This is a genomic window from Pseudomonas sp. IT-93MI4 (assembly GCF_949767635.1).
GTDB classification, from domain to species: Bacteria; Pseudomonadota; Gammaproteobacteria; order Pseudomonadales; family Pseudomonadaceae; genus Aquipseudomonas; species Aquipseudomonas putida_A.
In genome coordinates, this window is sequence record NZ_CATKPP010000012.1 from 1 (window position 1) to 24,635 (window position 24,635).

A 24,635-nucleotide genomic window follows, 5' to 3' on the forward strand; every position below is an offset into this window, starting at 1 on the left:
GTCGGAGTGTCAGGCAGCATTGCCTTGAATGACACACCGCATTCGCGAGCAAGCCCGCTCCCACAGGGGTTATCCGTAAGACAGTGACTTTGGGTAATTGCCTGACAAAGTGCACCGGCAAGCACCCCTACAGCACTACTGCGTGACACACCGGGTGGTGGTGATATGCCGGGTGACCTGCTCGTCAACATACATATCGCCCGACACCTGAGTGTTTTCCAGGGTCTGACAGGTACGCACCGGCGGTGGTGGCGGTGCAGCAGGAGGCGGTGGCGGAGGACTGGCGCAGCCGCTCAATAGCGCGACAGAGAAAGCCAGCGACAACGGCAGATACACGCGTTTCCCAGGATTATTCATAGGACGACCCGCGATGAATGGAAGAGCCACTTCCGCTATCGCGCACGAATACCGCGGATGACGGAAGACCTGACCACTCATTCTTTATAGCCGACTACCCTGCAAGCGCCAGTGAAATGGAGGGAGATGGAGGAATTGGCTGTCGATTTTGCGGGGAGGAAAATCTGTGTGGGAGGGGTACATCAACAAGAGTTTTTTGACTGGAAGGCCGCCATCGCTGGCAAGCCAGCTCCCACAGGGGTTGAGTATTCCTGACTGAAATGGGTCAGCTGTCAGGCCGCCTTCGCGAGCAAGCCCGCTCCCACAGTTGGAATGGGTGTGTTCAGTTGTAAATGGGTCGGCTGTCAGGCCGCCATCGCCAGCAGGCTGACTCCTGCAATTCAGAGAGCGAGCCCCCCATGCGGCGAAGCCGCCCCACTCAACACAATGAGCGTTAGCTCGAGTACCGCTTTTGATCTGAGGGCCTGTCGGCAGGCTGAGTGGAGGGATTTGTCCGGGGGTGGGAGCGCAGCGACCGTTTGGCGCAGCCAAACACAGCGAGAGGAGGTGCAGCGAAGCAAACCGTAGGCGCTGCCCCCCGGATGAATCCCGCAGCGAAGGAACCCGAGCCCAGGCGAGGGCCGAACGTCAGGGTAAAGCCTTTTTGGTTACTTTTTCGGCGTCTGGAAAAAGTGACCCGCCGTAAGGGCGGAACCCTAAGCAGCCATAACCGCAGCAACGGATATACACCCAAAACAAACCAACACCAAAACCCTAGGCCATATCCGGATCCCGAGCAGCCCGCAAAGAATTGCTCTCCAACTCATAGCGCAACTCATCAACCAACGCCGCCACCGACTCCGGCGTACGCAACGCATTGAGCTTCAACCCGCTGATCACCAGATCCACCTGCCCCGAATCCGGGTGATACAACTTCACCGTCAGCGAATGATCCCCATCCACTGAACACTCGCACGCCAATGGCGAAAAACTCTGTTCGAGGCTGGCGCGCAACTGCGCAAGATTCATCATGGAGCCTGTTCCTTTAGCTGTTTCGAAGGGAGACGATCCCAAGCCAAACAGGCTCGTATCGCACCCCAACAGACTAAGAACTGCCCTATCTCACCAGAACCTGCATTTGCACCGCATCAGCTAGTGCATTTGCACCTACCGCTGACCCTTCGCGCCGCGCTCGCCAGAAAACAGACCACGCTCCCGCGCCCAGACAATCGCCTCGCTGCGACTGTGTACATCCAGCTTGGAATACACGGTCGCCACATGATTGCGCACGGTATTCGGCGCCAGCTTCAGGCGGGCGGCGATCTCCTTGTCGGCCAGGCCTTCGCAGATCAGCCCCAGCACGTCGCGCTCACGCGCCGTCAGGTCAGTGAACGACACGCTCGGCAGTTGCGGCGAGTTGACCTTCTTCACATTGGCCAGTTTTTCGATCAGCGTTCGGCTGAACCACGAAGCGTCTTTCATCACCTCTTCAATCGCCGCCACCAGCTCCAGCTCGGTGCGCTTGCGTTCGGTGATGTCCATCAGCACCAGCAGATAGCACGGCGTGTCCTGAATATTCACGGTGTCGGCAGACACCGCGCACTCCAGCAGATCCGCGTCCTTCTTGCGCACCCGCACATCGACCCGATCCACTCGTCCGCTTTTCGCCAAGGCGGTCAGCAGTCGGGTCCGCGCACCATCGTCGTCAATGAAATTCAGCTGCGTCACGGTTTTGCCGACGACGTCGTCACTCTCGTACGCCAGGGTGTCGAGGAACGCCTGATTGACATCGATCACCTGCTGTTCGTCGGCGGTACAGATCAGAATCGGCACCGGAGTCAGGCGGAACGCCTTGGCAAAGCGCTCTTCACTCTGACGCAGCGCGACTTCGGCCTTGTGGCGCAGCTCCATGTCGACGAAGGAAAACAGCATGCAATCCTCATCATTGAGCACCAACGGTTGCCCGGCAACGATCACTTGCTTGCTGCCGCCATCGGGCAGGCGCAGTTGAGCCTGCATCTGCGGAATGGTCGCCACATCGCGCAGGCGCTGGATCGCCAGATCCTTTTTTTCGGCCTGTTCGAAGATGTCGATTTCATAGGCCGAGGTGCCGATCACCTGCTCGCGGGTGTAACCGGTCATCTCCAGAAACCCCGGATTGACCTTGATGTAGCGCAAATCACTGAGGCGGCAGATCACCGCCGGCGCAGGGTTGGCATTGAAGGTCTTTTCGAAACGCTGCTCGGCGTTCGCCCAATCGGTAACATCGCTCATGATCAGCACCAGCGACTCCGGCTGTCCTTCGCGGTCAGTCAGGATCATGCTGCGCACGCTGTGCACCCAAACGTGCTCGGGATCGTTTACGGCAGACACTTCGATCAGCACGTCGTTGAACGCTTCGCAGCGTGCAGCGCGGCTGATCGGGTAGTGCTCCGGGGGCACCGTATGATTGTTGCGATAGCGCAGGCTGAAGCGCTTGGCATACTCGTCGGCATTAGTGCCCAGCTCACCGATCCGGCTGACACCGTGCATCGCCAGCGCCGCCTCGTTGGCCCAGAGAATACTCTGATCGAGCTCCAGCAGAATCACCCCGTCGGACAGCCCGGCAATGATCTGCTGCAGCTGGCGACGGTTGGTTTCAGTGGTCAGGACTTCCTGGCTCATTGGATCTCCACAGGGAATTCGCGTGTGAAGATTACGACCGCAGGCGTTCGTGATCGTGCCGAACTCTTCAACAACACCACAAATCCCTGTAGGAGTGAGCCTGCTCGCGATAGCGGTCTGTCAGCCACATCAACTCTGACTGACACACTGCTATCGCGAGCAGGCTCACTCCTACAGGGGATCAATGGTGATCTGAGGTTTCCACCAACTCCCGCAACGTATCGAGAAACAGCTTGAGCACCGGCGAGGCATCATCCGCCCGGTAAGTCGCATACAACGGCACCTCCGGCAGCGCCGGTGTCAGCTTGCGAAACACCAGCCCTGCCGGCGCCAACTGCTCGATAGAAGCAGGCAACAGCGCCACCCCGAAACCGGCGCGCACCAGACTGAGCAAGGTCTGCACCTCGATCACCTGCTGGCGGATCTGCGGGGTGAATCCGGCCTGAATGCAGCACTGATAAAGGAAGTTGGCGAACCGCGACTGCTTCAGTTCCAGCGCGACAAACGGTTCCTGCGCCAGATCTGCCGGCGCCAATATCTCGCGCCTGGCCAGCGGATGATCGGCCGGCATCACCACATGAATCGGCTCGTAGATCAACAACTCGTTGCGCAGCAACGGATCGTCATAACCCACGCGGAACACGCAGGCATCGATACGTTTTTCCTTCAACGCCTTGACCTGCGCCGCCGGGGTCATTTCATGCAGGCGCCAGTTCACCTGCGGATAGCGCTCACGAAACAGGTGCAGGGCCTTGGGCAGCACGCCGACCATCACCGAGCTGATCATGCCGATTTCCAGCTCGCCAAGCTGCCCGCGCCCGGTCTGGCGCGTCAGGTCCAGCGCCCGTTCAAGTTGTTCGAACACCAGCGGTGCCTGCTCCTTGAGCATCTGCCCCGCCGCTGTCAGTTCGACCCGGTGGTGACTGCGCTCGAACAACGGCGTGCCCAGCTCCTCCTCCAGCAGGCGAATCTGCTGGCTCAGCGGCGGCTGGCAGATGTGCAAACGCTCCGCCGCCCGACCGAAATGCAGCTCATCGGCCAGGGCCATGAAATACCGCAGCAGACGCAGGTCCATGGCGCTTACCCCAGACTCAGCGGCGTTGAGCGCTGGCGCACGCCGGTCAGCGCAAACAAGGCGTTGGCAATCGCCGGCGCCACCGACGGACTGCCCAACTCGCCTACGCCACCGGGCTTGCCCGGCTCGCCATCCAGCAACACGATGTCGGTGGCCGGCATGTCCGACATGCGGGTCACGCGGTAGTCGTGGAAATTGCTCTGCACCACCCTGCCCTGTTGAATGTCGAGGCGATCAAACAACGCATGACCAAGACCCCACATCAAGCCGCCGTAGATCTGCTCCTCGACCCCGCCGGGCGAAACCGCCAGACCGCAATCGACCACGCAGGTCAGCTTCTCCACTTTCGGCTTGCCATCGACCATCGCGACCCGCGCCACCACCGCGATAAAACTGGTGTAACCCTGATGGGTCGCAATGCCCAACGCAGTGCCGGGCGGTAACGGCTGGCCCCATCCGGCGCGTTCGGCAGCCTGTTTGAGCACCGCCACATGCCGTGGCCGCTCCTGCATGTTGGCCAGACGGAACGCCAGCGGATCCGCGCCTGCCGCATGGGCCAGTTCGTCCATGAAACTCTCGACGGCAAACACATTGGGAATAAAGCTCACCGAGCGATACCAGCCGCTGGGCACATGGCTTTCGTGCTTGACCCAGTTCAACTGCAGGTGCGGCGGATGGTAGGCGAAGTCCCACGCGGTGATCGCTTCGGTAGTGCTGTAATCCATGTGATCCGGGCGTTCGAAATAGCCCGGCTCCCACTGCTCCGGCGAGGCCGGTGACACCGCGTGCAGTTGCAGTGCGTTGAGTTTGCCTTGGGCATCCAGCGCGCCTCTGACCCGGTGCAGCGTCGCCGGGTGATTGAACAGTGCGTGCATTTCGTCTTCGCGGCTGTTGAGCAACTTCACCGGCACACCCGTCTGTTGCGCCAGATAAGCCACTTCGAACAACCAGTATTTGGCTTCCCGCGCGCCGAAGCTGCCGCCGGACACCAGCTCATTGATGGTGACCTTGTCCTTGGCGATCCCGCACACGGTTTGCGCCGCTTCCAGCGCCGAGGACGGCACCTGCACGCCGCCCCAATAGGTGATCGCCTTATCCTGCACGTGCGCGGTGATGCAGATCGGCTCGAGCGGGTTCTGCACCTTGTACGGCATGCGGTAATCGGCTTCGATCAGTTGCGCCGCGTGCGGCCATTGCGCGCCGACATCGCCATGCGTCATGGCTTTGATGGTTTGGCTGTTCGGGTCGGAAATAGCGGCCGCTTGCGCCATGCCCAGTTCCGCGCTGTCGAACCCGGCCAGCGGCGAATCGCTCCATTTGATCTCCAGCACTTTGCGCCCCTGCTGCGCCGCCCAGAACGTCTTGGCCAGCACCGCGACGCCTTCCAGATTGCCGCCGAGCACGTCCGGGCGCCCGGGGACTGCAAGCACCTGGCGCACGCCCGGCACCTGCAATGCCGCCGCCGAATTCACGCTGACGACTTTCGCCCCGACCACCGGCGCGCGCTGAATCACTGCCACCAGCATCCCCGGCAACTGCACGTCGATGCTGTACTTGAAGCGCCCGCAGACCTTGGCCGCGGCATCGCGCTTGTGCCGCAGTTTGCCGATGTATTTGAACTGCGTCGGATCCTTCAGCGTGACACTGGCCGGCGCCGGCAAATGCGCCGCCACGCCGACCAGTTCGCCGTAGCCGAGGCTGCGTTTGCTGGGCAGATGAACCACCCGACCTTCTTCGGTGCTGCAGCTGTCGGGGCTGACTTTCCATTGCTGCGCTGCCGCTGCGATCAACAACGCACGGGCCGTGGCCCCAGCCATGCGCAAGCGCTCGTATTCCAGCGACACACTGGTGCTGCCGCCGGTGGAGAACACTTTCCAGATCGGGTGAATGTAGGTGTCGAAGAACGGATCTTCCGGGGTGATCACCTGCACGGTCATCGGGTTCACATCCAGCTCTTCGGCCACACACGCGGCCAACGCCGTTTGCGTGCCGGTGCCGGAATCGTGTTTGTGCACCACCAGTTTCACTGTGCCGTCGGGGAAGATCCGCACCCAGGCGTTGGGCTCGAATTCGGTGGCCGGCGCCGGAGATTTCGGGTCGCTGGCGGCGCTGCCGGAGGGCAGATACAAGGCAATCGCCAGGCCCGAAGCCACCGTCGCCGCTTGCTTGAGAAACACCCGCCGTGACGGTTCGAGCAAGGTGTCGTCGCGCAGGCTCATCACGCCTCCTTCGGCGCGTTCGCCGCACGTTTGATCGCTTTATTGATCCGCCCGTAAGTGCCGCAACGGCAGATATTCCCCGACATCGCATTGCGGATCGAATCGTCAGTCACCGCCGCGCCGGTGTTGAGCAGCGCGGCGGCGGACATGATCTGCCCGGATTGACAGTAGCCGCATTGCGGCACATCTTCGGCGACCCAGGCCAGTTGCAGCGGATGGCTTTCGTTCGGCGACAGACCTTCGATGGTGGTGATGCTGTGGCCCGCGACGGCGGCCAGCGGCAACTGGCAGGAACGCACCGCGACACCGTCCAGATGCACGGTGCAGGCACCGCACAGGCCCATGCCGCAGCCGAATTTGGTGCCGGTGAGTTTCAGTTGATCACGCAGTACCCATAACAAGGGCATGGAGGGGGACGCCTCATCCAGCTCGCGTCGTTCGCCGTTAACCGTGAATGCGATCATTGTCAGGCTCCAAAAGAGCGGCCCGTCTTTGTGCGGGCCTGGTGACCGATTATTGGAAGCCCACGCAACACGCGGCCAGCGACGATTTCTGCCAACCGGTGTAAGCAGGACTAACAACATGTACAAGCGATACCCGTCGGTGCAGTCCATGAGCGCGTTCATCCAAGCGGCGCGCAGCGGCAGTTTCTCCAGTGCCGCGCGCAAACTTGATCTGACTCACAGCGCGATCAGCCAGCAGATCCGCGCCCTCGAAGACTTCATCGGCCAACCGCTGTTCGTGCGTGAAGGCGGCGGCAGCAACCTGACCGACGCCGGGCAACTATTTGCCAGCGTGCTGTCGGATGGGCTGGCGCAGATCGACCGCGCACTGTCCTCGGTAAAAAACCGCTGCGTGGCGCAACGCCTGACCCTGGATATCGACAGTGAACTGGCGCAGAGCTGGCTCAATCCGCGCCTGCCGGAGTTGCTCGACGGACTGCCGGATTACGAGGTGACGCTGCTGTCGATGCCGCGCAGTGATCGCAGCACGTTTGAGCGGGTCGATCTGGCGTTGCGTTACGGCTATGGCGATTGGGATGACTGCGAGATGACGCAGATCTGCGGCGACCGGGTGCTGGCGGTGGCTTCACCGGCACTGCTTGAGCGCTATGGTTTGCAGTTGCCGCTGAGCCCGGCGCAGATTCTTGAATTGCCGTTGTTGGGTTATACGCGGCGCTCGTGGATACCGTGGCTGGATGCGGCCGGAATGCCCCCGGTAGAGCCAGCGGCGCGGGTGATTTTCGATAATGCGGCGAACCTGATTGCGGCTGCCGAAGCCGGGGTTGGTGCCGGGCTGGTACGCGGCTTACTCGCCGCCGATGCGTTGCGCAATGGGCGGCTGGTGGCGTTGAACGAGGCGCAGATTGCTGCGCATTACAACCTGTATGCGGTTTGGCCGCATGGGCAGGCCGAGCGTGTGGCGCCGGTGGTTGAAGCAATCAAACAGTTGGCGCTGCGTACACAGTCCTGACGCCATCGCTGGCAAGCCAGCTCCCACAGGTTTTTGTGGTGTGACACAGATCGGATCAACACTTCGATCACTGTGGGAGCTGGCTTGCCAGCGATGGCGTCGGCACATTCACCCTAAAACCAAAACCATATCGCCCAAGTATCACCACCGCGCCCAATTAATATTGTACGAACCCCTCCGCCCTTTCCAATACTCGCCCTCAGCAACCACCCACCCGGGCCGGATGCGAACAGGCGAGGGAATGCGCGAGTGCTGCGCATAGAAATGGCCGATAGCCCGGGGCGTGGATGCCGAGAGCCGCAAGGCTCCCTTCCCCGCTATCAGGAGATCGACTTCAATGATCATCGATATCAGCTGCTATCCCACGGATCTCGTGGACCTCGCCTGGAGGCATGACGGTGACCCGTTCACCGGCGAGCGTTTGCTGGAGATGATGGATGGCCCGTACATGGTCAACGGCAAACCTCGCCGGATCGACAAAGCCTTCATCCAGCCGCCGCAGGGCAACACCATTTACACCTGGACCGACGGCGAACTCTCGGGCCGCGAATCCATCGACGCCTACATGGCCTACACCCTGAAAATGGTGCAGACCTACCCCGATCGTTTCATCGGCTGCTTCGTCTACAACCCGCGCTGCGGCGTGGAAAACGGCGTCGAGGCGATCGAGCGCTACGTCAAGGAGCACGGTTTCAAGATGGTGCAGATGCAGGCCAACATGCACGCCTACCGGCCTGATCGTGCACTGGACTGGGTGCGCCCGTGCTTCGAGAAATGCGCCGAACTGGGCATCCCGGTCAAGCTGCACACTGGCGACGGGCCGTACAGCATCCCGTCGGAATGGGTGCCGATGATCAAGGAATTCCCCAACGTGAATTTCATCATGGCCCACTTCGGCGTGCAGACCGGCGGGGTCTACGTATTCGAACCGATGCAATGGGCGATGGAGCTGCCCAACGTCTATTGCGAATCCGGCTGGTGCCTGCAATCGCGGATCGTCGAGTTCGCCAAGGTCTTGCCAACGCACAAGATCCTGTTCGGCACCGACACCCCGCCGAACGAACCGGGCATGTGGCTGCGCCTGCTCGAAGTGCTGTGCCACGAGCCGCCGCAGGGCCTGAACCTCGACGAGGACACCCTCGAAGAATATCTGGGCAACAATACCGCGCGGATGATCGGCCTCGAACCGACACCGCCGCCGCGTTCCGTTTCCGAAGCAGAGGCGCAACTCAAGCGCCCCGTCACCACGCAACTGGCCAGGAGCTGAACCGATGATCATCGACACCCATCTGCACCCCACCAATCTGGTCGACGAAGCCTGGCGCCACACCGGCGAACCGTTCACCGGCGAGCGCATGCTCAAACTGATGGACGGCCCGTACATGATCAACGGCAAACCGCGCCGCATCGACATGGGTTTCATCCAGCCGCCACCGGGCAACACCGGTTATCGCGACGGTAACCGCCGGGGCCGCGAGGGCGTGCGTGACTACATGTCGTACGTCGCCGAACTCTGTGTGAAGTACCCGGATCGCTTCATCGGCAACTTCAACTTCAACCCGCGCTGGGGACCGGAAAACGGTGCGGCGGAGCTGGAATTCCACATCAAGGAATACGGTTTCAAGATGCTCAAGCTGCACGCCAACATGCACGGCTATCGCCCGGACCGGGCGCTGGACTGGTTGCGCCCGGCAATGAAAGTCTGCGCCAAGTACAACATCGTGGTGCTGATCCATACCGGCGACGGCCCGTACACCATTCCGACAATGTTCTACCCGATCATCCGTGAGTTCCCGATGGTCAATTTCATCATCGGCCACTTCGGCATCCAGACCGGCGGCAACTACTCGTTCGAGGCGTTCTGGATGGCGATGGACACGCCGAACGTGTACTGCGAATCCGGTTGGTGCTTCCAGTCGCGGATCGTCGAATTCGCCAAGGAACTGCCGCGCAACAAGATCGTGTTCGGCACCGACTCGCCGCCGAACGAACCGGGCATGTGGCTGCGCGAGCTGGAGGTGTTGTGCTCACCGGCACCGCAGGGCTTGGGCATCGATGAGGATCATCTGGAGGACTACCTGGGCAACAACATCGCCCGGTTGTGCGGGATCGAGCCGACGCCACCGCCGAAGGATCTGGTTGAGGCGGATATACGCCTGACGACCACGTACCTCTGACCTGAAGAAATGGCGCACTTTGTGGTGAGGGGATTCATCCCCGATGGGTGACGAAGTCGCCCTCTCTTGATGCTGAGAGTCCAGGCCTGCTGCGCAGTCCATCGGGGATAAATCCCCTCACCACAGTTAATCCCATTCCACAGGGGTTTCTCAGTGTTTCATGTGGGCAACACAGCGACTTTACAGGCACGAAGATGACCCGGCGTTCCCTCGACCGGCAGGCCAACGGCTGCTCGATCGAACGCCCTCTCACCCCTGCGTGCCTGCTTTTTACGAGGTGAAACCATGACCCGTTCGACGCTCGGCGATTCTCAGGATTTTCACGTGTTCATCGACGCCTATCGCCGTGAGTACCCGGACGATGTGCTGACCATCAGCCAACCCGTTTCTGCCGATCAGGACATCACCGCCCTGGTCGATGCCCTCGCCGCACAGGGTCGCGATCCGTTGCTGATCTGCGAAAACGTCGGCGGCCTCAAGGTACCGGTGGCGACCAATCTGTTCGCCTCCCGCACCCGCATTGCCCGGTTGTTCGGTGTCACCCCGGCACAACTGCACGAAACCTTCCAGCGCCGCGCCAACCAGCCCATCGCCCCGCGCTACGTGGAAAGCGGCCCGGTGCTCGATGAAGTGTTCGAAGGCGAAGCCGTGGATCTGGCGCTGCTGCCGATGCTCAAGCACTTCGACAGCGATCGCGGGCCGTACATCACCAACGCGATCATCATCGCCGAGGACCCGCTGACCGGCATCGCCAACATGAGCTACCACCGCTCGATGCGCCACGCTCGCCATTCCCTGGCGACCAGCCTGCACTCGCGCGGACACCTTTGGCGGATGCTGCAGACCGCCCGTGAGCGCGGCGAAGAATTGCGCGTGGCAATGGTGGTCGGCGCGCATCCGTTGTTCATGCTCGCGGCGGCAGCGCGTTTGCCGTATGGCGCCGATGAGCGTGCTGTCGCTGGCGGGTTGTTCGGCGCACCGCTGGAACTGGTCAAGACCCCGCGCTACGGCATTGGCGTCCCGGCATACGCCGAGTTCGTCCTCGAAGGCGCCATTGACCCGACGGCCTACGCCGAGGAAGGCCCGTTCGGCGAGTTCAGCGGTTATTCCTCGGATCGTTCGACCAACAACGTGCTGCGCGTCGACACCCTGTTGCGGCGCAAGGACGCCTGGCTGGTGGACGTGATGGGCGGCCGCTACGCCGAGCATCTGACCCTCGCCCGGCTGCCGCGCGAAGCGGAAATGAGCGAAAAGCTCAAGGCGCGTTTCCCTGCCGTCACCGCCGTGCATTACCCGAATTCCGGCACGCACTTTCATTGCTATGTAGCGCTGGATCAGAGCCGCGACGGCGAAGCGCGGCAGATCATGCTGGCCCTGCTCGGCTGGGATCCGTATCTGAAAAACGTGATCGCGGTGGACAGCGATATCGACATTACTGACGACAGCCAAGTGTTGTGGGCACTGGCCACGCATTTCCAGCCGCATCTGGATATTTTCGTGATCGACGGTTTGCCCGGCAGCCCGCTGGATCCGTCGTCCTCGGTCAACGGCACCACTTCGCGCATGGGCCTTGATGCCACACGCGGTTCCGGCTTCGACGGGATCAAGGCGCAGCTCGATCAGGACGTGCTCGAACGTGCCCGGCAACTGCTCAAAGGGCTGGCATCGTGAACCGCCAGCGGCTGGTGGTTGGCATCAGCGGCGCGTCCGGCTTCATCTACGGCATGCGCCTGCTGCAATTGCTCGCCGAACTGGACATCGAAAGCCACCTGATCATCAGTCGTGCGGCGCTGCTGACCATGGCCCACGAGACCGATTACAAACTGGCCGATGTCACTGCGCTTGCCAGCCACTACCACCGCGCCGATGACGTCGCGGCCGGGATCGCCAGCGGTTCGTTTCGCTGCCTGGGCATGGTGGTCGCGCCGTGTTCGATGCGCACCCTGGCGGAGATCGCCACCGGCACGTCTTCCGGGCTGATCGGCCGCGCCGCCGACGTCACCCTCAAGGAACGCCGCACCCTGGTGCTGATGGCCCGCGAAACCCCGCTGACCCTCGCCCACCTGCGCAACATGACTGCCGTGACCGAGATGGGCGGGATCATCGCCCCGCCGGTGCCGGCGTTCTATGCCCGGCCCGAGAGTCTTGGGCAAATGGTCGATCACAGCCTCGGCCGGGTGCTCGATCTGTTCGGCCTCGATGCCGGCGTTGCCACCCGCTGGAAAGAACACCGAGAACCCTGTGGGAGCGGGCTTGCTCGCGAATGCGGTGGGTCATTCAACAATGATGGTGGCTGAACCACCGCATTCGCGAGCAAGCCCGCTCCCACCCAAAGCAAATCCGCGTCCATCAAGGAGCTGCATATGAACACCCCCTTCAACGCCCCAACCCCCAACACCAAAATCCCCGTGACCATCCTCACCGGCTTCCTCGGTGCCGGCAAAACCACCCTGCTCAACTACATCCTCAAGGAAAACCACGGGCGCAAGATTGCCGTGATCGAAAACGAGTTCGGCGAGGTCGGCATCGACGGCGATCTGGTGCTCAGCTCCGAAACCGAAGAAATCTACGAGATGGTCAACGGCTGCGTGTGCTGCACCGCCGAGGTTCGTGAGGATCTGGTACGCATCGTCCGCGAGCTGGTGGCGCGCCCGGTGCGCCTCGATCACATCCTGATCGAGACCAGCGGGCTGGCCGATCCGTACCCGGTGGCGCAAAGCTTTTTCATCAATGACCCGATTGCCGAAGAAGTCGAACTCGACGCGATCGTGACCATGGTCGACGCCAAGCACATCGCCCAGCACCTGGAGGATCTGCAACTGGATGGCGTCGACAATCAGGCGGTGGATCAGATCGTCTGCGCCGATCGCATTGTCATCAACAAGGTCGATCTGGTCAGCGGCGACGAGGTGGAAATCCTGCGCGGCAAGATCCGTGGTTTGAACGCCACCGCAGATCTGGTGACCTCCACCCATGCGCAGATCGACCTGACGAAAATTCTCGGCATCGGTGCGTTCGAGTGCACGCAGAAGCTTATGGAAATCGGCGCGGAACCTGAGCATCACGACCATGACCACCACCATGAATCAGAAGACCACGAACACGATCCGAGCGTGTCATCGGTGGGCATCGCCGTCGACGGCGCGGTCAATCTGATGGCGTTCCACCGCTGGATCAGCGAGCTGCGCTCGTCCCAGGCCGACAACCTCTATCGCATGAAAGGCGTGCTCGCCGTGGCCAACGAAGACCAGCGCTATGTGCTGCAAGGCGTGCACAGCCTGGTGGAGTTTCGCGCCTCGACCGCATGGGGTACGGAGCCGCGTTCGAGCAAGATCGTGTTCATCGGCCGCGACCTGGACCGCGCGGCGTTGAACCAGGGCTTTACCGCCTGCCTGGCAGGCTGAACAAGGCATCGGAGCCGGTGGATGGCGGCTTCGCAGCACGAATGACTGATGTTCTTTCGCCTGGCGCAGAACATGTGGGAGCGGGCTTGCTCGCGAATGCGGTGGGTCATTGAACAGTGATGTCGACTGACACAACGCTTTCGCGAGCAAGCCCGCTCCCACAGGGTTAGACCGTGTTCTGGCGCTACGCGGCATCAGACGAATACCCCTCTCTACCGCATAAAAACAGCCAGAGGTGATTCCCCATGTCGTCAGCCACTCCTTCCTCCACCGTGCACCCCGTCGACCGCGTTCTGCCGGTGCGACAGATGCTCACCCTCGGCCTGCAACACATGGCCGTCTCGTACATCGGCGCCATCGCCGTGCCGTTGATCGTCGCCAGTGCCCTGAAGATGTCCCACGCCGATACCGTGGTGCTGATCAGCACCACGCTGTTCTGCTCCGGCATCGCCACCCTTTTGCAAACCGTCGGTTTCTGGAAATTCGGCGTGCGTCTGCCGATTCTGCAAGGCGTGGCGTTCAGCAGCGTCGGTCCGGTGATTGCCATCGGCAGCAACCCCGACGCGGGGTTTGCGGGAGTCTGCGGCGCGGTGATTGGCGCCGGGATTTTCACCCTGCTGATGGCGCCGTTCGTGGGCCGATTACGGCGGTTTTTCCCGCCGGTAGTCACCGGTTGCATCGTCACGGTGATCGGTTTGCAGCTGTTCCCGATCGCCTATGAATGGGTCGGTGGCGGGCGCAACGCGAGCAACTTCGGCGCCCCGGCATTTCTCGCGGTGGCGGTGGTGGTGCTGCTGACCATCCTGCTGGTCAATCGCTATGGCAGTCCGCTGCTGCGCAACATGGCGGTGCTGGTGGGCATGCTGGTCGGCGCCGGTCTGGCCTACGGTCTGGGCATGGGCAATTTCCACAGCGTCGAAGAGGCGCCGTGGCTGACCGTGCCCTACCCGTTCTACTTCGGCCTGCCGACGTTCAGCCTGATCCCCATCGCGACCATGGTGGTGGTGATGATCGTGCAGATGGTCGAGTCGATGGGGCTGTTCGTGGCCATCGGCGACATCGCCGACAAACCGGTGGAAGACCAGCAAGTGGTCAATGGCCTGCGCGCCAATGGCCTGGCCAGCACTATCGCCGGGATGTTCGCCGCGTTCCCGTTTATCGCCTTCATGGAAAACGTCGGTCTGGTGATCCTGACCGGCGTGCGCAGCCGCTGGGTGGTCGCCGTCAGTGGCCTGCTGATGTGCTCGATTGCGCTGGTGCCCAAGGCCGGGGCGATTATCGCGTCGATGCCGACCGCGGCGCTGGGCGGCGCCGGTATTGCGATGTTCGGCGTGGTCGCGGCGGCGGGCATCCAGACCCTGGCCAAGGTCGATTACGAGCGCAATCGCTACAACGTATTGATCGTCGGTTTCACCATCGCCGCCGCGCTGGTACCGGTGCTCGCCCCCACCCTGTTCAAACAAATGCCCGAGTGGTCACAGCCGTTCCTGCACAGCAGCGTGGTCATCGCCTGCCTGGTGTCGGTGCTGCTCAACGCGGCGCTCAACGGCGTCAGCGTGCCAGAAACCACACCCGGCAAATCCGCCTCGCACATTCTCTGACTGGAGCCTGCCCATGACTCGACTTCAAAACATCCTGATCAAAAACCCGCTGGCGGTGATGACCGGCCTGCGCGGCCCGCGTGCCCGGGCCGGTGCGGTGGACATTCGCGTGGTCAACGGCCGCATCGCCGAAATGGCCGCCGACCTTCAAGCGCAACCCGGCGAGCGCGTGATCGATGCACGCAACTGCGTGGTCTATCCGGGCTGGATCAACACCCACCATCACCTGTTCCAGAACCTGCTCAAAGCCGTGCCCGAAGGTTTGAATCAGGATCTGCAAGGCTGGCTGGCGAGCGTGCCCTACCCAAGGTTGAACCGCTTCACCCCGCAACTGGCGCGGATTGCCGCCCGTCTTGGCATGGTCGAGTTGCTGTTGTCCGGGGTGACGACCTGCGCCGATCATCATTATCTCTACCACGCCCACGGCACCACCGAGACCGGGGACCTGCTGTTCGATCTGGCCGATGAGTTCGGCCTGCGCTTCGTGCTGTGTCGCGGTGGCGCGCTGGAATCCGCCAGCGCGCACCCGGGTTTCTCGAAAACCGCGCTGCAACCGGAAAGCCTCGAACAAATGGTCGGCGATATCGAGCGACTGAAATCGCTGTATCACCAGGACACCCCGGATGCCCTGCGCCGGGTGGTCGTGGCGCCAACCACACCGACCTTTTCGCTGCCGCCGACCCTGCTGCGCGAACTGGCGCACACCGCGCGCGGCCTCGGTTTGCGCCTGCACACGCACCTGTCGGAAACGCAGAACTACGTGAACTTCTGCCGCGAGAAATACAACTGCCTGCCGGTGGAATTCGTCGCCGAACACGAATGGCTCGGCCCCGACGTGTGGTTCGCCCACGCCGTGCACCTGCAACCCGGCGAAATCCGCATGCTCGCCCAGACCGGCAGCGGCATCTCGCACTGCCCGGTGAGCAACGCGCGCCTGGGCAGCGGCGTCGCGCCCGTGCCGCAAATGTACGAGGCCGGCGTACCGATCTCCCTCGGCGTCGACGGCGTCGCGTCCAACGAATCCGGAAGCATGGTCGGCGAAGCCAACACCGCATGGCTGATCCACCGCGCCGAACAAGGCGCCTCGGCGACCACTGCCGAAGACGTGATCCACTGGGGCACGGCGGGTGGTGCGCAGGTATTGGGACTGGGCGCGGTCGGTACGCTGGAAATCGGGCAAGCGGCGGATCTGGTGATCTACAGCCTTGATCACCCACGCTTCTTCGGTTTCCACGACAGTGCGGTTGCACCGGTGGTCGCGGGAGAACCGATCACGGTGAAGTACAGCCTGGTGGGCGGCCGGATCGTGGTCGATAACGGCGTGATTCCGGGGCTGGATATCGAACGGATGCGCGCCGAGGCATGGGAAGGTGTGCAGGCGATGATGAATATCGACGATTGACCGCGGATCCCCCATGCAACGCAAAACCCTGTGGGAGCTGGCTTGCCAGCGAAGGCGGGCTTTCAGTCAATGCAGCAGTGACTGACCCACCGCTATCGCTGGCAAGCCAGCTCCCACAAAAGAATGGGGTATTCGCGGACTCGAAGATTCTCGACTAAGGTTACCCCCTCATCGGATTGAGCCCCTGCCAGATCCACCGGGCTCTTGATCAAGGAGAGACTGATGACGTCGCGTCGCAACATCGAACAGACTTATCGCACCTGGTCCAGCCCGATTCTGCTGGAGCTGAAAAAGCGCGAACACCAAATGGCGCCGGTCGAGCGTCAGGCGCTGGAGAATGTGTTGGTAGAACGACGGTTGCTGGATATCGGCAATCCAAATGGAAGTGATCGCCGCCAAGGGGGCGCGAACAAAAACGAGCGTCCCGGCTGATCACTTAAAAAAACCTGTGGGAACTGCTCCCACAGGTCATGCCGCGTTTTCAGGCCGCGCGCTGCCCCTCCGCCACCATCGCCGAAGCCGCCAGCATCGCCCGCAACAACACCGCGCACCCGGCCGCCAGATCATCCGGCGCGGCATTCTCGATTTCGTTGTGGCTGATCCCGCCTTCGCACGGTACGAAGATCATCCCCGCAGGACCGAGTTCGGCGAGGAATATCGCGTCATGCCCGGCGCCGCTGACGATGTCCATGTGCGACAGGCCCAGACCTTTTGCCGCGCCGCGCACGGCTTCGACGCAACCCTTCTCGAAGTACAGCGGCGGAAAGTCGGCCGTCGGGGTCAGTTCATAGGTCAGGCCGTGTTCTTCGCAGGTCGCCTCAATGACTTGTTTCACCTCGCTGATCATCGAATCCAGCCGCTCCGGTTGAAGATGGCGGAAGTCGAGGGTCATGCGCACCTCGCCGGGGATGACGTTGCGCGAGCCGGGGTAGGCTTGCAGGCAACCGACCGTGCCGCAGGCGTGGGGTTGATGGCCGAGGGCGGCGCGGTTGACCGCACCAACGATGACCGAGGCGCCGACCAGCGCGTCCTTGCGCAGGTGCATCGGCGTGGGCCCGGCGTGGGCTTCGACGCCGTGCAGTTTCAGGTCGAACCACTTCTGCCCGAGGGCGCCGAGCACCACGCCAATGGTTTTCTGCTCGTCTTCGAGGATCGGGCCTTGTTCGATGTGTGCTTCGAAGTAGGCGCCGACTTGATGCCCGCTGACTTTGCGTGATCCGGCGTAACCAATGGCATTGAGCGCTTCGCCAACGGTGACGCCTTCGGCATCGACTTTGGCCAGAGTTTCTTCAAGGGTGAATTTCTCGGCGAACACCCCAGAGCCCATCATGCACGGGGCGAAGCGCGAGCCTTCTTCGTTGGTCCAGACCACCACTTCCAGCGGCGCTTCGGTTTCCACGCCGAGGTCATTGAGGGTGCGCAGCACTTCGACCCCGGCGAGCACGCCGAAACAGCCGTCGAACTTGCCGCCGGTGGGCTGGGTGTCGATGTGGCTGCCGGTCATCACCGGCGGCAGGTTCATATTGCGCCCGGGACGGCGGGCGAAGATGTTGCCGACTTCATCCACCGTGACGCTGCATCCGGCGCCCTTGCACCAGTGCACGAACAGGTCGCGGGCCTGACGGTCGAGGTCGGTCAGGGCCAGACGACAGACCCCGCCCTTGACCGTCGCGCCGAGCTTGGCCAGTTCCATGAGCGAGGCCCAGAGGCGGTCGCGGTTGATGTGCTGATGGGTGGATTGCAGAACGTCTACGGCTGCGTTCATGTTGATCTCCTCAGGCAGTTTCTTAGGGTATTTCTTTGGTGTTTTCCAGGCCGCCATCGCTGGCAAGCCAGCTCCCACAGGTTTTGAGTGAACTCATGGTTTGTGTACGACTTGATCCTTGTGGGAGCTGGCTTGCCAGCGATGAGGCCCTCCCTCACACCGGTGATTTCACGACCGAAGGCTGCGCCCGCATCACGCACAACCCGTAATAAATCACCCCGCCCAGCGCCGAGCCGGTAAACCAGCCATAGCTGTAAAACCAGCTGAACGCATCGCTGCCCAGCGACAGCAAGGTCAGCACCACCGGCACGCCAAACGCGGTAAACCCGGCCCAGTTCCACGCCGGATACACGTCGTCGCGGTACAACCCGGCCAGGTCCAGCTGCTGTTTCTTGATCAGGAAATAGTCCACCACCATGATCCCGGCGATCGGCCCGAGCAGGCTCGAATAGCCCAGCAGCCAGTTGGAATACACGGTTTCCAGGCTGACATCGGAAACGATCAGCCCCAGCTTTTTCAGCAACTCGTGGGCCATCAACGCCAGCCCGACGAAACCAGTGAGCAACACCGCTTTGGTGCGGTTGATCACCTTGGGCGCGATGTTCTGGAAGTCGTTGGTCGGCGAGACAATGTTCGCTGCGGTATTGGTCGACAGCGTGGCAATGATGATCAGCGCCATGGCCACCGCCACCCACAGCGGGCTCTGGATATGGCCGATCAGGCTGACCGGATCCGACACGGTGACACCGACCAGTTTTACCGACGCGGCAGTCATCACCACACCCAGCGAAGCGAACAGGAACATGGTCAGCGGCAGACCGAAAATCTGCCCGAGAATCTGGTCCTTCTGGCTCTTGGCGTAACGGCTGAAGTCAGGAATGTTCAGCGACAGCGTGGCCCAGAAGCCGACCATCGCCGTCAGCCCGGCGGCGAAGTAACTGACCACACTGGCGCCCTCAGGACGCTTGGGTGGAATCGCCAGCAGCTCGGTCATCGACACATTGGGCATCGCCCACATCAGCAGGCCGATGCCGACCGCCACCAGCAACGGCGCGGACAGGGTTTCCAGCCACTTGATCGACTCGGCGCCGCGGATCACCACCCACAGATTCAGCGACCAGAAGATCATGAAGCCGATCACCTCGCCCGTGCCGCCGAGGGATTTCCAGCCCTCGAATACCGAGCCGAGAAACAGGTGAATCGCCAACCCGCCGAACATGGTCTGAATGCCGAACCAGCCGCACGCCACCAGTGCACGAATCAGGCACGGCACGTTGGAACCAAGCACGCCGAACGACGAGCGCAGCAGCACCGGGAATGGAATGCCGTACTTGGTGCCGGGGAAAGCATTGAGGGTCAACGGGATCAGCACGATGACGTTGGCCAGCAGAATCGCCATCAGCGCTTCGCCGACGGTCAGGCCGAAATACGCGGTGAGCACGCCGCCGAGGGTGTAGGTCGGCACGCACACTGACATGCCGACCCACAGCGCGGTGATGTGCCATTTGTTCCAGGTTCGTTCGCGCACCTTGGTCGGTGCCATGTCGTGGTTGTAACGGGGACTGTCGAGGACGTCGCTGCCGGCTTCGAGTTCGAACAAGCCGTCGCGCTCGGTCACTTGCGATCTGTTCTGTTGCATGGCCGCTCCACTGTTCTTCTGATTATTTTTTTGCTCATCAGGCGGCTGCACACGGGGTGCGAGCCGGACGATGGCCGGAGGAACTGACAACTTTCGTGTACCGGCCATGGTGTCAGCGGCGGCATCAATAAACGTGCCGGGTGCCCCGCTTAACGGTAGGGCCGTGGTTCAAACACATTGCAACTTTCTGATATTGCTCGGTTTTAATTATTCACCGAAAGAGTCCGCGAAAACTTGTCTGCATGCTCAGGCCAAACGCTTGCCAAGTTGTTCGAACTGTCAGGACTCAATCTGGTGCACTGCACTTTTTTTCATCACGGGCGCTCAACCGCAGCTCAACTTCAAGCGGCTGATTTCACATAGGAAATCTTGCTCATATTTCCATCCTGTCAAGTGCGTCAAAATGGTGAACAACCTCACCATTTTGGTGATTTGCAGTTTTTATCGTTATTTTTCATAGAGTTAAAACAGTCATAAGCTTATAAAAAATAATCTTGATCAATTTCAAAACTGCGACTAGCTTCTATTCCTGACAGCGCTGACAGGAATACGCCGATCAGCGTTGTACATCAATAAAACATTTAGAACCGGCACAAGTCGGTCATGCCTGCGAGGAACTCGGAATGTCTCTGTTGATCCGTGGCGCCACCGTTGTTACCCATGATGAAAGTTATCGCGCCGACGTCTATTGCGCCGACGGCGTGATCAAAGCCATTGGTCAGAACCTGGATGTTCCCGCCGGCGCCGAAGTGCTCGACGGCAGCGGCCAATACCTGATGCCCGGCGGCATCGACCCACACACTCACATGCAACTGCCTTTCATGGGCACCGTGGCCAGTGAAGACTTTTACAGCGGCACCGCTGCAGGTCTGGCCGGCGGCACCACGTCGATCATCGACTTCGTGATTCCCAATCCGCAGCAGTCGTTGATGGAAGCGTTTCATCAGTGGCGCGGCTGGGCCGAGAAGTCGGCATCGGACTACGGCTTCCACGTCGCGATCACCTGGTGGAGCGAGCAAGTGCGTGAGGAAATGGCCGAGTTGGTCAGCCATCACGGGATCAACAGCTTCAAGCATTTCATGGCCTACAAGAACGCGATCATGGCCGCCGACGACACGCTGGTGGCAAGTTTTGAACGCTGCCTGGAACTCGGCGCGGTGCCGACCGTGCATGCGGAAAACGGCGAACTGGTCTATCACCTGCAACGCAAGTTGATGGCCCAGGGCATCACCGGGCCGGAAGCGCATCCACTGTCGCGGCCATCGCAGGTGGAAGGCGAAGCGGCGAGCCGGGCGATTCGTATTGCCGAGACCATCGGCACGCCGTTGTATCTGGTGCACGTTTCCACCAAGGAAGCGCTGGACGAAATCACCTACGCCCGCAGCAAGGGTCAACCGGTGTACGGCGAGGTGCTGGCCGGGCATCTGCTGCTCGACGACAGCGTCTACCAGCACCCGGACTGGCAGACCGCCGCCGGTTACGTAATGAGCCCGCCGTTCCGCCCGCGCGGGCATCAGGAAGCCCTGTGGCATGGCCTGCAAAGCGGCAATCTGCACACCACCGCCACTGACCACTGCTGCTTCTGCGCCGAGCAAAAAGCCGCCGGGCGCGACGACTTCAGCAAGATCCCCAATGGCACCGCCGGCATCGAAGACCGCATGGCGGTGCTGTGGGATGAAGGGGTCAACAGCGGACGTTTGTCGATGCAGGACTTCGTCGCCCTCACTTCCACCAATACCGCGAAAATCTTCAACCTCTACCCGCGCAAAGGCGCGATCCGCGTCGGCGCCGATGCCGACCTGGTGCTGTGGGACCCGCAAGGCACCCGCACCATCTCCGCCAAGACCCACCATCAGCAGGTGGACTTCAACATCTTCGAAGGCAAGACCGTGCGCGGCGTACCGAGCCATACCGTCAGCCAGGGCAAAGTGGTCTGGGCCGACGGCGACCTGCGCGCCGAGCGCGGGGCCGGGCGGTACATCGAACGGCCGGCGTATCCCGCGGTGTTTGACTTGCTGAGCAAGCGGGCTGAGCAACATCGCCCGACTGCCGTTAAGCGCTAAAGCGAGGCCTTCGGCCTCATCGCGAGCAGGCTCACTCCTACAGATGTACGCATTCCAATTGTAGGAGTGAGCCTGCTCGCGATAGCGCCAGTTCAGACACCACAAAAACCACTGCCCATCAGAGGCAGAGAACCTCAATAACCGTGAGGCACAAAACCGTGATCGAGACCCTGAACCATCTCCCACATCCGCACGAAAGCGCGGCCGCCCTCGCCGGCCAATTCACTGATCTGGCGCCACCGCTCAACGCCCGGCAGGCGCATTTGGAAGCCTCGCGCTGCCTGTATTGCTACGACGCGCCATGCGTCAACGCGTGCCCAAGCGAAATCGACATTCCGTCGTTCATCCGCAATATCCATCAGGACAACGTCCCCGGTGCGGCGCAGAAAATTCTTTCGGCGAACATCCTCGGCGGCAGTTGTGCGCGGGTCTGTCCGACGGAAATCCTTTGTCAGCAAGCCTGTGTGCGCAACAACGCCCAGGAATGCGCGCCGGTACTCATCGGCCTGCTGCAACGCTACGCCGTGGACAATGCGAATTTCACCGAGCACCCGTTCCAGCGTGCGGCCAGCACCGGCAAGCGCATCGCCGTGGTCGGCGCGGGGCCAGCGGGTTTGTCCTGCGCCCACCGCAGTGCGATGCACGGGCATGACGTGGTGATTTTCGAAGCACGGGAGAAGGCTGGCGGCCTCAATGAATACGGGATCGCCAAGTACAAACTGGTCGACGACTACGCGCAGAAGGAGCTGGATTTCCTCCTGCAGATCGGCGGCATCGAAATCCGTCACGGGCAGAAACTCGGCGAGAATCTGACCCTCAGCGAGCTGCATCAGCAGTTCGACGCGGTGTTCCTCGGCCTCGGCCTCAACGCAAGCAAACAGCTCGGCCTGCCGCACGAAGACGCCCCCGGCCTGCTCGCCGCCACCGACTACATCCGTGAACTGCGCCAGGCCGATGACCTGACGCAACTGCCACTGGCGGAACGCTGCATCGTCCTTGGCGCCGGCAACACCGCGATCGACATGGCCGTGCAAATAGCCCGCCTCGGAGCGCGTGACGTGAATCTGGTATATCGCCGGGGCGCGGCGGACATGGGCGCCACCGGTCACGAACAAGACATCGCCAAAGCCAATCAGGTGCGCCTGCTGACCTGGGCGCAACCGGAGGAAGTGCTGCTCGACGCGCAAGGCAAGGTGCGCGGCATGCGTTTCGCCCGTACACAACTGGTCGACGGTCGCCTGCAAACCACTGGCGAGACCTTCGAACTGGCCGCCGACGCGATCTTCAAAGCCATCGGTCAGGCCTTCGACACCAGCGCCCTCGCCGACCCGCTGGCCCGTGAACTCAAGCGTCAGGGCGAACGGATTCAGGTCGATGACAACCTGCGCACCAGCATTCCCGGCGTGTATGCCGGTGGCGACTGCACCAGCCTCGATCAGGACCTCACCGTGCAAGCCGTACAGCACGGCAAACTCGCCGCCGAGGCGATCAACGCGCAACTGATGCTCAACGTGGAGGCTGCATAAATGGCCGATCTCTCGATAGTCTTCGCCGGCATCAAAGCGCCCAATCCGTTCTGGCTGGCCTCCGCGCCACCGACCGACAAGGCCTACAACGTGGTCCGCGCCTTCGAGGCCGGTTGGGGCGGTGTGGTCTGGAAAACCCTCGGCGAGGACCCGGCAGCGGTCAACGTCTCGTCGCGCTACTCGGCGCACTACGGCAACAACCGCGAGGTGCTGGGCATCAACAACATCGAACTGATCACCGACCGCTCGCTGGAAATCAACCTGCGCGAGATCACACAGGTCAAGAAGGACTGGCCGGACCGTGCGCTGATCGTCTCGCTGATGGTGCCGTGCGTCGAGGAATCGTGGAAACACATCCTGCCGCTGGTGGAAGCCACCGGTGCTGACGGCATCGAGCTGAATTTCGGTTGCCCGCACGGCATGCCCGAACGCGGCATGGGCGCAGCGGTGGGTCAGGTGCCGGAGTACGTCGAGCAGGTGACGCGCTGGTGCAAGACCTATTGCTCGCTACCGGTGATCGTCAAACTGACACCGAACATCACCGACATCCGTGTCGCCGCCCGCGCTGCGCATCGCGGGGGCGCCGATGCGGTGTCGCTGATCAACACCATCAACTCGATCACCAGCGTCGACCTGGAACACATGGTCGCCCTGCCCACCGTCGGCAGCAAGAGCACCCACGGCGGTTACTGCGGCTCGGCCGTCAAACCGATCGCGCTGAACATGGTCGCCGAAATCGCCCGTGATCCGCAGACCCAAGGCCTGCCGATCTGCGGCATTGGCGGCATCGGCAGTTGGCGTGACGCGGCGGAGTTCATCGCGCTGGGCAGTGGCGCGGTGCAGGTGTGCACGGCGGCTATGCTGCATGGCTTCCGGATTGTCGAGGAGATGAAGGACGGGCTGTCGCGCTGGATGGACAGCCAAGGCTACGCCAACATCGCCGAGTTTTCCGGGCGCGCAGTGGGCAATACCACCGACTGGAAGTACCTCGACATCAACTATCAGGTGATCGCCAGGATCGACCAGGACGCGTGCATCGGTTGCGGGCGTTGCCACATTGCTTGCGAAGACACTTCACACCAGGCGATCAGCAGCCTGAAACAGGCTGACGGCACGCGCAAATATGAAGTGATCGATGAGGAGTGTGTGGGGTGCAACTTGTGCCAGATCACTTGTCCGGTGGCGGACTGTATCGAGATGGTGCCGATGGAAACCGGCAAGCCGTTTCTGGACTGGAATCATGATCCGAGGAATCCGTACCATGTCTCAGCTTAGGGCAGGTAGCGTCTGA

20 protein-coding genes are annotated in these 24,635 nt (G+C 61.7%); 12 read left to right on the forward strand and 8 right to left on the reverse strand.

Annotated features, from left to right (window positions below; all coding sequences use genetic code 11):
- Positions 1–135: 135 nt before the first annotated feature.
- The 6 genes from ACM6I7_RS10740 to ACM6I7_RS10765 form a co-directional block, all read right to left on the reverse strand.
- Complete coding sequence (locus tag ACM6I7_RS10740) at positions 136–357, reverse strand: hypothetical protein (protein ID WP_045122399.1); 222 nt, start codon at positions 355–357, stop codon at positions 136–138.
- Between the two features lie 753 nt (positions 358–1,110).
- Positions 1,111–1,368, reverse strand: a complete 258-nt coding sequence (locus ACM6I7_RS10745; protein WP_096795930.1) for a DUF1652 domain-containing protein — start codon at positions 1,366–1,368, stop codon at positions 1,111–1,113.
- Between the two features lie 135 nt (positions 1,369–1,503).
- Positions 1,504–3,000, reverse strand: coding sequence for a helix-turn-helix transcriptional regulator (locus ACM6I7_RS10750; protein WP_096795929.1), 1,497 nt, complete (start codon positions 2,998–3,000; stop codon positions 1,504–1,506).
- Positions 3,001–3,181: 181 nt separating this feature from the next.
- Entirely contained in the window at positions 3,182–4,075 is an 894-nt protein-coding gene (locus ACM6I7_RS10755; protein ID WP_115990108.1) for a LysR substrate-binding domain-containing protein, read from the reverse strand.
- 5 nt (positions 4,076–4,080) lie between these two features.
- Positions 4,081–6,294, reverse strand: coding sequence for a molybdopterin cofactor-binding domain-containing protein (locus ACM6I7_RS10760; protein WP_414888541.1), 2,214 nt, complete (start codon positions 6,292–6,294; stop codon positions 4,081–4,083).
- Complete coding sequence (locus ACM6I7_RS10765; RefSeq protein WP_103369144.1) at positions 6,294–6,758, reverse strand: (2Fe-2S)-binding protein; 465 nt, start codon at positions 6,756–6,758, stop codon at positions 6,294–6,296. The genes ACM6I7_RS10760 and ACM6I7_RS10765 overlap by 1 nt, the downstream gene beginning before the upstream one ends.
- A gap of 118 nt (positions 6,759–6,876) precedes the next feature.
- Between ACM6I7_RS10765 and ACM6I7_RS10770 the strand changes: the two genes are divergently transcribed.
- The 9 genes from ACM6I7_RS10770 to ACM6I7_RS10810 all read left to right on the forward strand — a co-directional run bounded on the left by ACM6I7_RS10770 (position 6,877) and on the right by ACM6I7_RS10810 (position 16,783).
- Complete coding sequence (locus ACM6I7_RS10770; protein ID WP_414888542.1) at positions 6,877–7,767, forward strand: LysR substrate-binding domain-containing protein; 891 nt, start codon at positions 6,877–6,879, stop codon at positions 7,765–7,767.
- Between the two features lie 337 nt (positions 7,768–8,104).
- Positions 8,105–9,034, forward strand: a complete 930-nt coding sequence (locus ACM6I7_RS10775; RefSeq protein WP_007965237.1) for an amidohydrolase family protein — start codon at positions 8,105–8,107, stop codon at positions 9,032–9,034.
- 4 nt (positions 9,035–9,038) lie between these two features.
- Positions 9,039–9,944, forward strand: a complete 906-nt coding sequence (locus ACM6I7_RS10780; protein WP_003224037.1) for an amidohydrolase family protein — start codon at positions 9,039–9,041, stop codon at positions 9,942–9,944.
- Between the two features lie 285 nt (positions 9,945–10,229).
- Entirely contained in the window at positions 10,230–11,615 is a 1,386-nt protein-coding gene (locus tag ACM6I7_RS10785) for a UbiD family decarboxylase (RefSeq protein ID WP_414888543.1), read from the forward strand.
- Positions 11,612–12,241 carry a UbiX family flavin prenyltransferase gene (locus ACM6I7_RS10790; protein ID WP_414888544.1) on the forward strand — a complete coding sequence of 210 codons (630 nt, stop codon included), beginning with the start codon at positions 11,612–11,614 and terminating at the stop codon, positions 12,239–12,241. Before ACM6I7_RS10785 ends, ACM6I7_RS10790 begins: the two co-directional genes overlap by 4 nt.
- Before the next feature lie 66 nt (positions 12,242–12,307).
- Positions 12,308–13,348 (forward strand): CobW family GTP-binding protein, encoded by a 1,041-nt coding sequence (locus ACM6I7_RS10795; RefSeq protein WP_414888545.1) that lies wholly within the window; start codon positions 12,308–12,310, stop codon positions 13,346–13,348.
- A 245-nt stretch (positions 13,349–13,593) separates the two neighbouring features.
- Positions 13,594–14,949: a nucleobase:cation symporter-2 family protein gene (locus ACM6I7_RS10800; protein ID WP_414888546.1), complete on the forward strand. Its 1,356-nt coding sequence runs from the start codon at positions 13,594–13,596 to the stop codon at positions 14,947–14,949.
- 13 nt (positions 14,950–14,962) lie between these two features.
- On the forward strand, positions 14,963–16,351 hold the full coding sequence (locus ACM6I7_RS10805) for an amidohydrolase family protein (protein ID WP_096795920.1): 1,389 nt from the start codon (positions 14,963–14,965) through the stop codon (positions 16,349–16,351).
- Between the two features lie 222 nt (positions 16,352–16,573).
- The gene (locus tag ACM6I7_RS10810) at positions 16,574–16,783 is read left to right on the forward strand and encodes a hypothetical protein (RefSeq protein WP_027613195.1); all 210 of its coding nucleotides are present in this window, start codon (positions 16,574–16,576) and stop codon (positions 16,781–16,783) included.
- Positions 16,784–16,832: 49 nt separating this feature from the next.
- Here ACM6I7_RS10810 and ACM6I7_RS10815 read toward each other — a convergent pair whose 3' ends face one another.
- Both ACM6I7_RS10815 and ACM6I7_RS10820 read right to left on the reverse strand, forming a co-directional pair.
- Complete coding sequence (locus tag ACM6I7_RS10815; RefSeq protein ID WP_336840232.1) at positions 16,833–18,116, reverse strand: Zn-dependent hydrolase; 1,284 nt, start codon at positions 18,114–18,116, stop codon at positions 16,833–16,835.
- A gap of 154 nt (positions 18,117–18,270) precedes the next feature.
- Positions 18,271–19,755: an NCS1 family nucleobase:cation symporter-1 gene (locus ACM6I7_RS10820; protein WP_414888547.1), complete on the reverse strand. Its 1,485-nt coding sequence runs from the start codon at positions 19,753–19,755 to the stop codon at positions 18,271–18,273.
- A 623-nt stretch (positions 19,756–20,378) separates the two neighbouring features.
- On the opposite strand from ACM6I7_RS10820, the gene hydA reads away from it, so the two are divergent.
- From hydA to preA, 3 genes are all read left to right on the forward strand, one after another.
- Positions 20,379–21,818: a dihydropyrimidinase gene (gene hydA, locus ACM6I7_RS10825; RefSeq protein WP_204894748.1), complete on the forward strand. Its 1,440-nt coding sequence runs from the start codon at positions 20,379–20,381 to the stop codon at positions 21,816–21,818.
- Between the two features lie 158 nt (positions 21,819–21,976).
- Positions 21,977–23,344, forward strand: a complete 1,368-nt coding sequence (locus ACM6I7_RS10830) for an NAD(P)-dependent oxidoreductase (protein ID WP_414888548.1) — start codon at positions 21,977–21,979, stop codon at positions 23,342–23,344.
- Positions 23,345–24,619 carry an NAD-dependent dihydropyrimidine dehydrogenase subunit PreA gene (gene preA, locus ACM6I7_RS10835; RefSeq protein WP_183782773.1) on the forward strand — a complete coding sequence of 425 codons (1,275 nt, stop codon included), beginning with the start codon at positions 23,345–23,347 and terminating at the stop codon, positions 24,617–24,619.
- Positions 24,620–24,635: the final 16 nt, after the last annotated feature.

Bases quoted from the DNA above. Each gene is read 5' to 3' on its own strand.
- ACM6I7_RS10740 (WP_045122399.1), bottom strand. From the start codon at position 357: ATGAATAATCCTGGGAAACGCGTGTATCTGCCGTTGTCGCTGGCTTTC.
- ACM6I7_RS10745 (WP_096795930.1), bottom strand. From the start codon at position 1,368: ATGATGAATCTTGCGCAGTTGCGCGCCAGCCTCGAACAGAGTTTTTCG.
- ACM6I7_RS10750 (WP_096795929.1), bottom strand. From the start codon at position 3,000: ATGAGCCAGGAAGTCCTGACCACTGAAACCAACCGTCGCCAGCTGCAG.
- ACM6I7_RS10755 (WP_115990108.1), bottom strand. From the start codon at position 4,075: ATGGACCTGCGTCTGCTGCGGTATTTCATGGCCCTGGCCGATGAGCTG.
- ACM6I7_RS10760 (WP_414888541.1), bottom strand. From the start codon at position 6,294: ATGAGCCTGCGCGACGACACCTTGCTCGAACCGTCACGGCGGGTGTTT.
- ACM6I7_RS10765 (WP_103369144.1), bottom strand. From the start codon at position 6,758: ATGATCGCATTCACGGTTAACGGCGAACGACGCGAGCTGGATGAGGCG.
- ACM6I7_RS10770 (WP_414888542.1), top strand. From the start codon at position 6,877: ATGTACAAGCGATACCCGTCGGTGCAGTCCATGAGCGCGTTCATCCAA.
- ACM6I7_RS10775 (WP_007965237.1), top strand. From the start codon at position 8,105: ATGATCATCGATATCAGCTGCTATCCCACGGATCTCGTGGACCTCGCC.
- ACM6I7_RS10780 (WP_003224037.1), top strand. From the start codon at position 9,039: ATGATCATCGACACCCATCTGCACCCCACCAATCTGGTCGACGAAGCC.
- ACM6I7_RS10785 (WP_414888543.1), top strand. From the start codon at position 10,230: ATGACCCGTTCGACGCTCGGCGATTCTCAGGATTTTCACGTGTTCATC.
- ACM6I7_RS10795 (WP_414888545.1), top strand. From the start codon at position 12,308: ATGAACACCCCCTTCAACGCCCCAACCCCCAACACCAAAATCCCCGTG.
- ACM6I7_RS10800 (WP_414888546.1), top strand. From the start codon at position 13,594: ATGTCGTCAGCCACTCCTTCCTCCACCGTGCACCCCGTCGACCGCGTT.
- ACM6I7_RS10805 (WP_096795920.1), top strand. From the start codon at position 14,963: ATGACTCGACTTCAAAACATCCTGATCAAAAACCCGCTGGCGGTGATG.
- ACM6I7_RS10810 (WP_027613195.1), top strand. From the start codon at position 16,574: ATGACGTCGCGTCGCAACATCGAACAGACTTATCGCACCTGGTCCAGC.
- ACM6I7_RS10815 (WP_336840232.1), bottom strand. From the start codon at position 18,116: ATGAACGCAGCCGTAGACGTTCTGCAATCCACCCATCAGCACATCAAC.
- ACM6I7_RS10820 (WP_414888547.1), bottom strand. From the start codon at position 19,755: ATGCAACAGAACAGATCGCAAGTGACCGAGCGCGACGGCTTGTTCGAA.
- hydA (WP_204894748.1), top strand. From the start codon at position 20,379: ATGTCTCTGTTGATCCGTGGCGCCACCGTTGTTACCCATGATGAAAGT.
- preA (WP_183782773.1), top strand. From the start codon at position 23,345: ATGGCCGATCTCTCGATAGTCTTCGCCGGCATCAAAGCGCCCAATCCG.